Origin of the sequence: Dolichospermum sp. UHCC 0352, from assembly GCF_009711925.1 — a bacterium.
Lineage (GTDB): Bacteria > Cyanobacteriota > Cyanobacteriia > Cyanobacteriales > Nostocaceae > Dolichospermum > Dolichospermum lemmermannii.
This window is the reverse complement of sequence record NZ_VIKY01000022.1, coordinates 1-15,254: the sequence shown is the minus strand read 5'-3', so window position 1 is coordinate 15,254 and position 15,254 is coordinate 1. Positions and strand designations below refer to the sequence as shown.

The 15,254-nt window shown below is 37.7% G+C and carries 8 protein-coding genes; 5 read left to right on the top strand and 3 right to left on the bottom strand.

From position 1 onward, the window contains the following. Nucleotides 1–32 precede the first annotated feature (32 nt). Nucleotides 33–263 (top strand): hypothetical protein, encoded by a 231-nt coding sequence (locus tag FJR06_RS01520; protein ID WP_041458563.1) that lies wholly within the window; start codon nt 33–35, stop codon nt 261–263. A 14-nt stretch (nt 264–277) separates the two neighbouring features. On the opposite strand, the gene FJR06_RS01515 is transcribed toward FJR06_RS01520, so the two are convergent. Beyond that, nucleotides 278–886: a hypothetical protein gene (locus FJR06_RS01515; protein WP_015083072.1), complete on the bottom strand. Its 609-nt coding sequence runs from the start codon at nt 884–886 to the stop codon at nt 278–280. Nucleotides 887–1,570: 684 nt separating this feature from the next. Here FJR06_RS01515 and FJR06_RS01510 point away from each other — a divergent pair. The 3 genes from FJR06_RS01510 to purF all read left to right on the top strand — a co-directional run bounded on the left by FJR06_RS01510 (nt 1,571) and on the right by purF (nt 6,863). Continuing rightward, nucleotides 1,571–2,452 carry an RNA-guided endonuclease TnpB family protein gene (locus FJR06_RS01510; RefSeq protein WP_015083071.1) on the top strand — a complete coding sequence of 294 codons (882 nt, stop codon included), beginning with the start codon at nt 1,571–1,573 and terminating at the stop codon, nt 2,450–2,452. Nucleotides 2,453–2,749: 297 nt separating this feature from the next. Beyond that, nucleotides 2,750–5,134, top strand: coding sequence for a phosphoribosylformylglycinamidine synthase subunit PurL (purL, locus tag FJR06_RS01505; RefSeq protein ID WP_015083070.1), 2,385 nt, complete (start codon nt 2,750–2,752; stop codon nt 5,132–5,134). Between the two features lie 268 nt (nt 5,135–5,402). Continuing rightward, nucleotides 5,403–6,863 (top strand): amidophosphoribosyltransferase, encoded by a 1,461-nt coding sequence (purF, locus tag FJR06_RS01500; protein WP_168650481.1) that lies wholly within the window; start codon nt 5,403–5,405, stop codon nt 6,861–6,863. A 470-nt stretch (nt 6,864–7,333) separates the two neighbouring features. Here purF and FJR06_RS01495 read toward each other — a convergent pair whose 3' ends face one another. Beyond that, on the bottom strand, nt 7,334–12,226 hold the full coding sequence (locus tag FJR06_RS01495) for a type ISP restriction/modification enzyme (protein WP_168650480.1): 4,893 nt from the start codon (nt 12,224–12,226) through the stop codon (nt 7,334–7,336). A 575-nt stretch (nt 12,227–12,801) separates the two neighbouring features. Further along, nucleotides 12,802–13,452 carry a bifunctional phosphoribosyl-AMP cyclohydrolase/phosphoribosyl-ATP diphosphatase HisIE gene (gene hisIE / locus FJR06_RS01490; RefSeq protein WP_168650479.1) on the bottom strand — a complete coding sequence of 217 codons (651 nt, stop codon included), beginning with the start codon at nt 13,450–13,452 and terminating at the stop codon, nt 12,802–12,804. A 137-nt stretch (nt 13,453–13,589) separates the two neighbouring features. On the opposite strand from hisIE, the gene hemL reads away from it, so the two are divergent. Then, nucleotides 13,590–14,888, top strand: coding sequence for a glutamate-1-semialdehyde 2,1-aminomutase (hemL, locus tag FJR06_RS01485; RefSeq protein WP_015083066.1), 1,299 nt, complete (start codon nt 13,590–13,592; stop codon nt 14,886–14,888). Nucleotides 14,889–15,254: the final 366 nt, after the last annotated feature.

Here is a 15,254-nt window from a genome sequence, read left to right as displayed (position 1 = left end):
CACAACTTTTAGCTTGACAGACCACTAGAAGTATGAATGGTAATGCTTTAGCTATTGTAAGATTTTTAGCATCTGCATTTGCTGGTATTGTCGGTTATTTAGTTTCTGGTGATCTTGGTTTACAAGCTTCAATACCTTTTATGAGGACAAAAACCCAAGTTAAAGCCACAGGAGCATTTGCAGCATTTGTTTTAGTATTTCTACTTTTTTATATGGGTGTTCCTACTTCCGAAATAACACCACAACCAACCCCCACACCTTGATGAAAATCCTCATATTAACCGATAGGATAACATCCCGGATTAACTGCATGAATAAATTCACTCCCTGCTAGTGGTCTTCCCCGTTTATAAGCTGCTTCTTGGGGTTGTCCCCAACCTAATTGTAAAATGATTTCTAGAAAGTTCGGATTTTCCCATTTTAATAAAGTTGCCCATTCTGTTCTTTGGACAATTCTTTCTACATCTACTTTTACAATTTTTTGATGTTGTTTACCATTACTAAAACTTAAATGTAAATCCATTTCCCCTGTGACTAAATACCAAAATTCTAAAATTGTATCTTTGGCAGGTTTCAATATTTCTAAATCACTTTCTAAAGCGATTAATTCAGTATCAATTTCTGGATAATGCAGATTTTTACCTTTAACAGTCATATCTTTCCAGATAATTCCAGAAACTTGATTTTCTCGTTGATATTCATGAATAGAGGTTTTAAAATCTTGGTAGGCCGTGAATCTTTGCAGTCCGTCGGTTCTGACAAACTGATCTATAAATGGATTACCAGAAACAGTTACATCTAACTTTAAACGTTCACCTTTTAAGCAAGCTTGGCGTTCGGTTGCCAATATCTGAATTAACTCTTGGGTATTATAAATATTTGACATCAGAACAAGACCTAATTAGTGATCAATCATCAGTTATTAGTCATTAGTTATGAAACTAATTATTAATTTTGTGTCAGATGATAATCAAGATTGATTGAAGATTTAATTATTATCTCTTGATAGCCATAGAAATGCCGTATCAGAACCGACTATTTGTTTCATTGTTCATCCCATAGTAATGAATGTCGACATTATTCTATTTTACCTTGAGGAGTAGAATTAGGTTTATGGTCAAGAAAAAGCCCAATTCTCAAGAATCAGGGCTGAACAAGCAGAACTCAAAATTGCACAATTAGCTGAATGCTTAGGATTAACAAGTATAAAATCAGACTCACGCTAAAACTTAACCGCAAAAAAGCCTAATAATGATGATCTTATTAATTTAAGTAAGTTAACGCCTTATGTGAGTTAGAGTAACAAAAAAGAAAGGGAAACTACAAGATCAAGGTAAAGACATTTTATGAAATTTATGCTTCAATTATTGGATAATCCATTTTGGGCATTAGTAAGAAAAGAAATTAATCAAATTTTACGCAATAGACAATTCAGCAGTGAGACTGCGTTGCTTTCGTGCCTGTACTCGTCTGGAGAAAACTTAGCCATAACCTTAAAATATTTACTTGCTATTTGTATATGGCTATTGTTTAATCAAATAAAGGAAACAACAATGGGAGGGACTTATATTTGCTAACAAACTATGTATATAAGCTACGTCCTAATATTAGTCAATCCGATAAAATGGACGGTTGGCTAGATATGCTCCGGTCTACTTACAATTGGAGTTTGGCTGACAGAATAGCTCAATACAATCAGCAATTTATTCAAGGTGACTATTGCGATATTAGGACTAAAGCAGAAGCTTGTCCATTAACTTGTTTTGTCAGTAAAAATGGAGCAAGTGGAGAGCCGTGGAAAGATGCTAAAACTAACAAGGATGGCAAACTCAAAAACCCTCGACGCAGTGCTGGTGATATTCAAATAACGGCATTACCATATCTAAAAAAAGCTAGACGCACTTTAAAAATCAGACAGCGACGGATTAATTGTAAAGTCAAGGGTAGTAAGAATCGTAAAAAAGCAGCTAATAAGGTAGGACGGTTTCACAAAAAGATTACAGATAAAAGGACTGCTTATCAATGGAGTGTTGCTAATACAATAGTTTCTAGAAAGGTTGATGCTATTGCTTTAGAAGATTTAAATGTCTCCGGTATGTTGAGGCGTTGCCAAGTTAAGACCGATGAAAAAACTGGAAGATTTTTAAAGAATGGGCAATCTAGAAAAAAAGGATTAAACCGTTCTATTTCTGATGCAAGTTGGAGTGATTTAATTTTAAAAATTGAGTATCTCGCTGTGAAGCAAGGAAAAGTTGTAATTAAAATTAATCCTAAATACTCCAGTCAAGAATGCAGAAATTGTGGGCATACTGATAAGTCAAACCGTGATGGTGAGAAATTCATTTGTACGGAATGCGGATATCACGAACACGCCGATATTGGTGCTGCAAAGACTATCAGAGATAGAGGTTTCAAAATAGTACGTGGGGACTCCGCGAAACTTGCTGTTTAACAGCTAAACGCCCAGAAGATGAGCCAGTGCGGTCTTGGGGTTTCCCCAAGTAGAGCAACTGGCGGTATCAGCACGCACTTTTGTGCAAACGTACTGAGTCTGGGAACCTGTGTGAACAGGATATTAGGATTGTAAAATCTTAAGAATCCCCGCGTCTTTAGACCGGGGAGTGTCAAACACAAACCTGATACGATTCCAGCCCATTTACCAGAAATTTTTGTCAATGACAAGATTAAAAAAAAAGAAGTTGGGAATCTCAGATAGAATATTTCTCTGTCCTCTTGGTGCATAACTTCCATGACCACATTTGGTGAAAATCCCTTTTCCCCCCAAGAAATAGCCTCAGAAGGCATAAAACCAGAAGAATATACCGAAATCGTCCGCCGCTTAGGCCGTCACCCCAACAAAGCCGAACTAGGAATGTTTGGGGTGATGTGGTCAGAACATTGCTGTTATAAAAATTCCCGTCCATTACTCAAACAGTTTCCCACCACAGGTCCCCGCATTCTTGTCGGACCCGGTGAAAATGCTGGAGTTGTGGATATCGGCGACGGACTACAATTAGCGTTTAAAATAGAATCCCATAACCACCCTTCCGCCGTTGAACCATTTCAAGGTGCAGCCACGGGAGTAGGTGGGATATTAAGAGATATTTTTACCATGGGGGCGCGTCCCATAGCCTTATTAAACTCTTTGCGCTTTGGTGATTTGAATGATCCCAAAACCCAAAGATTGTTTACAGGCGTAGTGGCGGGCATAAGCCATTATGGTAACTGCGTTGGAGTGCCGACTGTAGGTGGTGAAGTCTATTTTGACCCCGCCTACTCGGTCAATCCCCTGGTCAACGTCATGGCACTGGGTTTGATGGAAACGGCAGAAATTGTCAAATCAGGGGCTTCAGGCTTAGGAAATCCCGTGCTGTATGTCGGTTCAACCACCGGACGGGATGGCATGGGCGGCGCAAGTTTTGCCAGTGCGGAATTGACTGAGGAATCAATGGATAACCGTCCCGCTGTGCAAGTGGGAGATCCATTTGTCGAAAAGTCCTTAATTGAAGCTTGTTTAGAGGCATTTAAAACCGGGGCTGTAGTTGCGGCACAGGATATGGGGGCTGCGGGTATCACCTGTTCCACTTCGGAAATGGCTGCAAAAGGTGGTGTGGGGATTGACTTCGATTTAGACAAAATTCCGGTGCGGGAATCGGGAATGATTCCCTATGAATACCTGCTTTCGGAATCTCAAGAACGAATGTTGTTTGTGGCCGAAAAAGGACGAGAACAGGAATTAATTGATATTTTCCACCGTTGGGGACTGCAAGCGGTGGTTGCGGGGACTGTAATTGCAGAACCCATTGTCAGAATTTGGTTTGAGGGGAAAATAGCTGCCGAAATCCCGGCTGATGCTTTGGCGGAAAATACGCCTTTGTATGAAAGAGAATTATTAACAGAAGTCCCCGAATATGCCCAAAAAGCATGGCAATGGACAAGTGATAGTTTACCTGTTGGCAATGCTGCGGGTATTGAAATTGCAGGAAGTCTGCAAAGTTGGAATCAGATTCTATTGACTTTGTTAGATACTCCCTCTATTGCTTCTAAAAGCTGGGTTTATCGCCAATATGACCATCAAGTTCAAAATAATACCGTATTGTTACCCGGTGGTGCTGATGCGGCTGTCATTCGTATCCGTCCCTTAGAAGCACCCCAAAATCCAAAATCCAAAATCCAAAATCTAAAATCCGGCGTTGCAGCTACGGTAGATTGTAATTCTCGTTATGTTTATCTTGATCCCTATGAGGGGGCAAAGGCAGTAGTCGCGGAAGCTGCCCGCAATCTTAGCTGTGTGGGTGCTGAACCCATCGCTGTGACGGATAACCTCAATTTTGGTAGTCCAGAAAAACCCATTGGTTATTGGCAATTAGCGTCCGCTTGTCGGGGTTTGAGTGAGGGTTGTCGGGAGTTGGGAACGCCGGTAACTGGGGGGAATGTCTCTCTCTACAATGAAACTTTTGACGCGGAAGGTAATCCTCAACCAATTTACCCGACTCCGGTTGTGGGTATGGTGGGATTGATTCCTGATTTAACCAAAATTTGCGGACAAGGTTGGCAAAATGCAGATGATATAATTTATCTTCTAGGTTTATCAATTCAATCCAAAATCCAAAATCCAAAATATAAAATAGAATTGGGTGCTTCTGAATATTTGGCAACTATTCATAATACGATCGCTGGTAAGCCCCCTAGAATTGATTTTGATTTAGAACGACTGGTACAAAAGGCTTGTCGTGAGGGTATTCGCGCTGGTTGGGTAAATTCTGCCCATGATTCGGCTGAGGGTGGTGTGGCTGTAGCTATAGCGGAATCTTGTCTTTCTGGGAATTTGGGGGCGGAAATTAATTTCCCAATTAGTGCAAATCACGATTCCCGTTTTGATGAAGTTCTTTTTGGTGAAGGTGGGGCGAGAATTTTAGTTTCTGTCAGTGGAGAAAACCAAGAAAAATGGGAATCCTATTTACACCGAACTCTTCCAGAGAATTGGCAAAAACTGGGAACAGTAACTAATTCCGGTAATTTAGAGATTTTAACCGCAGATAACCATAAGTTACTCCAGGTTAGTCTCGAAGATATGAGCGATCGCTATTCTCAGGCAATCTCTAAACGTCTCGCTATCTACACCAATACCTAATCAACAGCAAAAATCAAGGTTTGAATACGAAAATTCACAATTCATACTTGATTCTTAACCAATTTACGGTACTGTTTTAATGGATGGTTAAAGATTTGTTAAGAAGAAGGAGTCAGGAGTCAGGAGTCAGGAGTCAGGATAAAAATTAATTATTCCCAATTCCCAATTCCCAATTCCCAATCACCAATCACCAATCACCAATCACCAATCACCAATCACCAATTCCTAGTTCCCACTGAATCGACACCCCACCAGGAGCAATACCAGCATGATTCCCCTTAATTCCGTTACCTCGGATGAAAACGCCTGTGACAAACCAGAAGAAGCTTGTGGTGTGTTTGGCATTTATGCCCCAGAACAAGACGTTGCTAAATTGACCTACTTTGGATTGTATGCTCTTCAGCATCGGGGTCAAGAATCTGCTGGAATTGCTACCTTTGAGGGTACGCGTGTCCACCAGCACAAAGATATGGGCTTGGTGTCTCAAGTCTTTAATGAAACTATCTTAGATCAATTACCCGGAAATCTGGCAGTTGGTCATAATCGCTATTCCACTACCGGTTCTAGTCGTAAAGTTAACGCCCAACCCGCTGTAGTCGAAACTCGGTTGGGTTTATTAGCTCTGGCACATAATGGTAATTTAGTCAATACCGTAAAATTGCGAGAAGAGTTACTCAAAGATAAGTTTAACTTAATCACGACCACGGACTCGGAAATGATTGCTTATGCGATCGCTCAAGAAGTCAACGCTGGTGCAGATTGGGTAACAGGGGCTATGAGTGCCTTTCATCGTTGCGAGGGTGCATTTAGTCTGACTATTGCCACACCTGATGGTATAATGGGAGTCCGTGACCCCAACGGCATTCGTCCCTTAGTCATTGGTACTTTAGATAGTAACCCAGTCCGTTATGTTCTCGCTTCCGAAACCTGCGGTTTAGATATTATCGGTGCGGAATATCTGCGTGATGTTGCCCCTGGAGAATTGGTTTGGATCACTGAAACTGGTTTAGAATCATTTCAATGGCATCAACAATCAGAACGCAAACTTTGCATCTTTGAAATGATCTACTTTGCCCGTCCTGATAGCCTCATGCACAACGAAACTTTATATAGTTATCGAATGCGGTTAGGACGGAAAATGGCGGCTGAAGCCCCTGTAGAAGCTGATTTAGTGTTTGGTGTTCCTGATTCTGGTATTCCTGCGGCCATTGGTTTTTCTCAAGCTTCTGGTATAGCTTATGGTGAAGGACTGATTAAAAATCGCTACGTCGGTCGCACCTTTATTCAACCTACCCAAGCCATGCGGGAATCAGGGATTAAAATGAAACTTAATCCCCTTAAAGATGTCTTATTCGGTAAGCGAGTTGTCATTATTGATGATTCCATTGTCCGGGGAACTACTAGCCGTAAACTTGTGCAAGCCTTGCGTGATGCTGGTGTGTCCGAAGTTCACATGAGAATTTCTTCTCCTCCTGTAACTCATCCTTGTTTCTATGGTATTGATACTGATACCCAAGATCAATTAATTGCTGCTACGAAGTCAGTTGAGGAAATAGCCAAGCAATTACAAGTTGATAGTTTAGCTTATTTGAGTTGGAAAGGAATGCTAGAAACCACCAGAGAAGATACTAATAGTTTTTGTTCAGCTTGTTTTACTGGTGATTATCCTGTGGCTATTCCTGAAAAAATGAAGCGTTCTAAATTGATTTTAGAAAAGGTTGTAGTTTAGATAATTCTATCATCTTGTGGGGTGGGCATCTTGCCCGCGCCTCAATATTTATTTGTCAGAATCAGGATATCCAGGATTTGAGGATTAACAGGATTGTTATTGATTATTTTTCTGTGGGAATTTGTCAGAATCAGGATGTCCAGGATTTGAGGATTAACAGGATTGTTATTGTTTAATTGATGGTTTGATTTTGTGTCTTTTTTTGTCAGAATCAGGATGTCCAGGATTTCAGGATTAACAGGATGTTATTGATCAATTTTCTGTTTGCATCATAGCATCAGAATTTAAAGATATGATATCATTATTTAATCTATATTTATCATCTTTTAGTAAACAAAAATTACATCCTGCACATCCTATAATCCTAGTTATCCTGATTCTGACAAAAAGATACAAAATTAAACCAGAAATTTAAAAATCACATCCTGTAAATCCTATAATCCTGGTTATCCTGATTCAGACAAATATTATCAGACAATCTCATTCAATGCTGGTAAGCTATTAACTATTTTCACTGTTTCTAAACTTACTTTCACAATCCTTTTGACTAATTCCACTATATAACGGGGATTTTCTGACCAATGGTTAGGGTCGTTAATTATGCCACTATCTTTATCTTTGGTGACTTTGTACCTTTCCATTATCCATTCTAGGGCTGATTTGCCATTTACTATATATTCGTAGGCTTCTAGGGGGATTTGCGATAGGGTAAGTTTACTATTATAGATGATGATGGTTTTATCTATGCCGTTTTTGTTCTTACCAAAGACCATTTTTTCGACTTGATAATCTTGGTGATCTAAATATAATTCTTTTTTAAATTCTTCTAATTCATAAGGTTCTATGGTTTCATAGTTGATATGATAATACGCTAATTCTCTACCGGCTTGACTGAATGTCCAAAAATCGGCTGTAAAGGGGATTCGTGGTAACATTTTCTTGAGGTCTGATGCAAAGCGTTGTTTATATTCGGGTGAATGTAATACTCCATAAATGTAATAGAAGATGTCTTCTTTGCTGATGGTTTTGTCTTGATATTTTTGCTGATATTCTTTTAAGATGCTATCGGAGATGTTTTCTTTTTTGGTGTATTGTTCTGTGTTTGCTGTTGCAAATAGTGATCCTAGTTCGCTTTGTTTTTCGTAGATATATAAGGGGAAACATTGACTTTTAGAAATTAACTCTAAGTCTGGTAAAATATTAGTTATTAAAGCAGAAAATTCTTTTGTAGAACCACGTCCAGTTACACAAATTACTAAGTTTTCTAAATTTTGATTAGGAAATATTTTAGGAATTTGGTAAAGACGATTATTTAAGTCTTTATTGTAGTAATAATTCTGTTTACAGAAAGGACGGTAAATACCTGTAACCACTTGATTAGGATTAAAAGTATGTATTATTAATTTACCACAGTCTTCCTTTAATTCTCCAGACCAACTAATCTTTTTAGCATCAGTATCAATAAAACTTTCTAACAATTTATTTCGTTGTTCAACATTAGTCAATGTTTGACCTTTTACATAATCTTTAAATTGTTCAACTTGTTGATTATAAAAATCAATCATTCTCGTCATATTATTAATAACTGATTGCTGATAGAAATTATAAACCCAAGCATCTCTATTTGTTTTTACTCCCCCTGAATACACATCAAAAATAGTTTTAGTAGTTGCATCTTTTTTATCACCCAATGAAATAAAACTTTCAAAATCATCATGACGTTGGTTAATCCAATCATAATTTTCATTAGGGGTGATTTCTTGCCATTTCATAGTAGAAATATCACCGAAATTTTTAATAATATCTAGTTTTTCTTTTTGATTTAAATAATCACCAATATCATGATAAAATACCTTATTTTCTGATTTCTTACTGGAATTTTTGATTAAGAAAATAATCGCAATAGTAGTTCTTGTACCTTCACCAAAAACATTACCTTTTTCTTGTCTTCTTTGTTCTCCAGAAGTTCTCGCATTACCTCGTAAATTAAAACAATAAATGCTAGTAAATTCAGCGACTAAACACTTTCTAAAACCATCCATTGCATTATTATCAATGAATGAACCATTACTGACAAAACAAACTATACCTTGGTCTTTTATTCTATCACTAGCCCATCTAAAACCGCGAATATAAGAATCATAAAGACTATTTTTATTCGTAGCTGTGGAATGTTTAGCGTAACTATTGGCAATTTTTTGATCTAAATTTTCATATTTGAGATTTTTATTCCCATCATTTTCGCTTGTTTGTCCAGCAGAATAAGGAGGATTACCAATAATCACAGTAATATCCCTTTGCTTTTGATTAATAACCCGTTGATTATTTTCAGGAAAGATACTTTCTAACAAATAACCCTCATTCTCAAACATTTGAAATGTATCTGTTAAAACAATGCCATTAAAAGGTTGATAAGAAGATCCCCCTAAATCCCCCTTATCAAGGGGGACTTCTATATTTCCCCCCTTTTTAAGGGGGGTAAGGGGGGATCTAGTTAAAAAATGATAACTTTCCTCAATATTAATTGCTGCAATATAATAAGCTAATAAAACAATCTCATTACAATGCAACTCATAACTAAACTTCCGTTGTAAATCCTCATGTTTAATTAACCCACTTTGCAATAACCGCACCATAAAAGTACCCGTCCCGGTAAAGGGGTCTAAAATATGCACACCCTCATCAGTTAAACCCACTCCAAACTCTTGTTTTAAAGCAAAATCAGCACTTTTAATCATAAAATCTACCACTTCCACGGGAGTATAAACAATTCCCAATCTTTCTACCAACCTGGGAAAAGCCGCACGGAAAAATTTATCATATAATTCAATAATTATCCTCTGTTTTCCTTCTGCATTATCAATACCACTAGCTTTTTTTCTGACACTTTCATAAAACTTGTCTAAAGTCTTTACTTCCTTCTGCAAAGATTGACCTTCTAACACATCTAACATTCTTTGCATTGTCTGAGAAACAGGATTAAACTTAGTAAATTCGTAACCTTCAAACAAAGCATCAAAAACAGGTTTAGTAATTAAATGTTGAGATAACATTTCAATGGCTTCATCTTCACTGACATTAGGATTAATATTTTGATGTAACCCTGTGATAAAGTCATCAAATACTTTTTTCGCTTCTGATTCTGAATTTTCTAATAATGCTTTAATTCGGGAAGTGTTACTTTCAGCAATTTTCGCTACATCCTTAGCCCAATCTTCCCAATAACGACGATTACCACATTTAGTAACTATTTTCGCATAAATTGCATCTCGCCATTCTTCAATGGGAAAATTCAATTCTAATTGTTTATAGGTAGTTTCTATTTTTAAACTTTGAGAAGAATCACTTTTTTCTTTACCACCTATACCAATAATATTAATTTTATCAGGACGACGTTTATTTAATTCTATCTTATTGATAGTATCATTAAATCTCTCATCATGAGAACGTAAAGCCTGTAAAACTCGCCAAATTACCTGATATTCATTATCTTTTAAAGCAATTTCAGGAGGTATATCTGCCGCAATACTAACTGGTAAAATGATATAACCGTATTTTTTCCCCTCAGCTTTTCTCATCACTCTACCAACGGACTGTACCACATCCACGACAGAATTACGAGGTGTGAAGAATATCACCGCATCTAACGCGGGTACATCTACCCCTTCCGATAAACACCGCGCATTTGATAAAATTCGACAGATATTACCGCTATTTCCTCCCCTTGTAGGGGGGGTTAGGGGGGGTTCAGCTTTTAACCATTCTAATTTTTCATTTCTTTGTAAAGCGTTTTGTTTACCGTCAACGTGCTGTAATTCACATTGTAAAATTGTTTCATCTTCGGGGTTTAATTTTTGATAATCATTGATATTCTTAGCGAATAATTTGACAATTTTTTCTGAATCTTCAATAGTGCGACAAAACGCAACCGCGCGTTTCATTGGGGTTTTATCTTCTGTGTCGTCTCCTTCTTCATCATTAAGAATACGTTTTGCTAAACCATTCCAACAACCAATAATTTTAGCTTTATCATCTAAATTTAATACATACTTTCCATCAGAAATTTGTTGTTGAAAAGTTGCATTAACAAAATTTTTATCTACTGCTAATACCATAACTTTATAATCACTTAATAAGTCAGCACTAACAGCTTCACCAAAACCTAAACGATGAAATTCTTTACCATAAAGATCTACATCATCCATGGAACATAATAAAACATCATTTTCTTGTGCTTGATTTTTAGCCTCATGATGATAAATTTTAGGAGTTGCTGTCATATAAAGACGTTTTTTAGCTTGGATAAAATCTTGATTATGTACTTTCACAAAATAAGATTCATCTTCACCAGAAATCGTTACTCCTGTGGTTCTATGGGCTTCATCACAGATAATTAAATCAAACTCTGGTAAACCTTTTTTCTGTGCATCGGAAATTGCTTGAATTGATTGATAAGTTGAGAAAATAACGGTTAATTCTGATTTATTTTTAGATTGAATACTGTGATAGGATTTTATAATATCTTGGGCGTTAGTAGTGGGAGGAAAAGCTAAATCATTAACAGTAATATCTGCAACATCATCATTTTTAGATTTTTTGTTATTTTTACCGACATTCACATCAGAACAAACTGCAATACTATGAAAATTAATATCACTTTCTGCTGTCCATTCTCGCAAAGTTTGGGAAAGTAAAGAAATAGAAGGAACTAAAAAGAGAATTAAATTATTTTTCTTAGGGAAATTTTCCGCAATTTTCAAAGCAGTAAAGGTTTTACCCGTACCGCAAGCCATAATTAATTTACCTCTATCTCCCGTTTTAAACCCAGTGAGGACTTTTTCTAAAGCGGTTTGTTGGTGGGGACGAATTTGTTTTTTAGGTTTAAGTTCTAAATGATCAGGATTTTTTAAACTGAATTTATCCCAATCAATAGGACTATTTTCTAAATCATGAATAGTAGCAAGAATAACAGGAATTTGTTGATCTTTTAAAGCTGCTAAGGCGTGTTTACTCCATTTTGCAGTAGTAGAAATAATCATCCGTTGTTTAAATAAATTTGTCCCGGAAGCGGTGAAAAATGAATCTATATCTGATTTTTCTACAGTCTGATCTGGACTATAACATTTACATTGAATCGCCCAATAATCCCCAGTATAGCGTTCTACTGCTACTAAGTCAATTCCTGTATCTGGCATATTTCCGCGTTTAGGAAAATCCATCCATAACCAAACTTGGCTAAAATGATCTTTATAAAAGTTTTCAGTTTTGAGATAAGTTAACATTAAACGTTCAAATTTATCTCCTAAATCACGGGGAGAAGTGGAACTTTGTCTAAATTCTGCTAAAATTGTGTTAATAGTCATTTTTAGTTTTTCCTGGTTTTTTAGAATTATGATTTACAGGATTTTAATTGTTGGTGAGTTTTATAATTTATTTGTCTGAATCAGGATAACCAGGATTACAGGATTTACCGGATGTTATTGATTAATTGATGGTTTGATTTTGTGTCTTTATTTGTCAGAATTAGGATGTCCAGGATTAAAGGATTTTCAGGATTTTGATTGTTTAATTGTTGGTGAATTTTATAATTTATTTGTCAGAATCAGGATATCCAGGATTAAAGGATTTTCAGGATGTTTATTTGTCTGTCATTGTTGAAATCATAAAATTGTGATTTTATTACCTACAATTTTCATCATCATCTTGTACATCCTCAAATCCTGGTTATCCTGATTTGTGACAATTAATATAATGTTGGGTTTCATTTCATTCTACCCAACCTACAATTTTCATCATCATCCTGTACATCCTCAAATCCTGGTTATCCTGATTCAGACAGTAAAAATGTTAACCATCAATCCTGTAAATCCTCAGATATTGGTTATCCTGATATGGCTTGCGCCACGCTACGCTATCAGACAATTATTCATAAATTAGCCTATTTCCTTCTTTCTTGTAACTTCCGATAAACTGCTTTTAAATCAACCTGATGATGCGCTAAGGCTACAAGAGTATGATAAAACAAATCCGCAACTTCACCAGCAATTCCATCGGCATCATCATCCTTACAGGCCATGACTACCTCCGCGCTTTCCTCACCAATCTTTTTCAAGATCTTATTATCACCACCAGCCAATAACTTGCAGGTATAAGAATCTTCATTGGGGCGATCGCGGCGATCGCAAATTACCGCAAACAATTGTGATAAACTATCCCCTGGTGGTGGTGTCACCGTGCCATCAACCTGGTGAAAACAACTACGTTCTCCAGTATGACAAGCTACATCACCCAACTGCTCCACCCCGATTAACAGAGCATCACTATCACAGTCATAACGAATAGTTTGTACCTTCTGAATATGTCCAGAAGTCGCGCCCTTGTGCCAAAATTCCTGCCGGGAACGACTCCAAAACCAAGTTTCCCCAGTGTCCAAAGTCCTTTGCAACGATTCCCGATTCATCCAAGCCATCATTAACACAGTTCCATCCAAATAATCTTGGATAATTGCCGGCACTAAACCCTTGTCATCGTAGCGAATTTTGTCCACAGGGATAGCAGATGAAAGCGATTTCAGTTCAGAAGAAGACATACCAGTTAATTTACAATAATTCTTTGACTCAAGATACCATTTTCAGCTAATCCCATACCAGAGAAATTCACAAGCAACTTTTCACCCTATCCTAAGATAGAAGCTCAATTTTAATCACCACCTCAGAGGAGATACCCTTGGTAAACACCACAATTAAAACCACAAAATCACAAGAAATCTTTGCTGCTGCTCAAAACCTGATGCCCGGAGGAGTCAGTTCTCCCGTTCGCGCTTTTAAATCCGTCGGTGGACAACCCATCGTATTTGATCGTGTGAATGGCGCATATATTTGGGATGTAGACGGCAACAAATACATTGACTATGTTGGGACTTGGGGCCCCGCTATTTGTGGTCATGCTCATCCAGAAGTCATATCCGCACTACACGCAGCCCTAGATAAAGGCACAAGTTTTGGCGCTCCCTGCGCTCTTGAAAACGTTTTAGCCGAAATGGTCATTGATGCCGTTCCTAGCGTCGAAATGGTCAGATTCGTTAACTCTGGCACAGAAGCTTGTATGGCGGTATTACGCCTGATGCGAGCCTTTACAAATCGAGAAAAATTGATCAAATTTGAAGGCTGCTATCACGGACACGCAGATATGTTCCTGGTCAAAGCCGGTTCTGGTGTTGCTACCCTGGGTTTACCCGACTCCCCAGGAGTACCAAAATCCGTCACAGCCAACACCTTAACCGCGCCTTTCAATGATTTGGAAGCCGTAAAAGCCTTATTTGAACAAAACCCCCACGAAATCGCCGGAGTCATTCTTGAACCCGTAGTTGGTAACGCTGGTTTTATTACCCCTGATGCTGGTTTCCTAGAAGGACTACGGGAACTTACTCAAGAATATGGGGCATTATTAGTATTTGATGAAGTCATGACAGGCTTCCGCATTGCCTACGGTGGCGCACAAGCCAAATTTGGTGTTACCCCCGATTTAACTACAATGGGTAAAGTCATTGGTGGTGGTTTACCCGTCGGCGCTTATGGTGGCCGCCGTGAGATTATGTCAATGGTTGCCCCCGCAGGCCCAGTTTATCAAGCTGGAACTCTTTCCGGTAATCCTTTAGCCATGACAGCAGGAATTAAAACCCTGGAACTACTCAACAAACCCGGTACTTATGAGTATTTAGAAAAAATTACCAAACAGTTAGCTGATGGATTGCTAAAAATCTGTGCAGATACGGGTCATGCTGCCTGTGGTGGTCATATTAGTGCCATGTTTGGGCTATTCTTTACCGCTGGACCTGTGCATAACTATGAAGATGCCAAAAAGGCAGATACAGCTAAATTTGGTCGTTTCCATCGCGGAATGTTAGAGCATGGTATTTACCTAGCCCCATCTCAATTTGAAGCTGGTTTTACTTCTTTAGCACATACTTCCGAAGATATTGAACAGACATTAGCTGCTGCTAAAGAGGTGCTATCTAATCTGTAAATAGGTAATAGGCAAGAGTAAAGATAAATTTCTTTCCTGTTCTCTTTTCCCTTTTAAGCTGTTACGCAGCTAAATTTGATAACCCTAATTTAGTAGGGATAATTCATGAATTACCCCTACTAGAGTTATAAAAATTAAATGCACTACAGCTTACCTCTGATAATTTTGGGAAATATTTAACAAAGTTTTCCGACAATAACTAAGTATAAATTTCGATTTTTCTTAATAACTTAATATTATTGTCATTAGCCTCGTTATTAATTATATTCGTGCTAAGTAGGTGAACGGCAAAAAACCGTAATATGTAACGAAAAGTAAAATCGCCCAAACCCTCTTCACTCTTGCCTCTTGCCTAGTGCCATAACG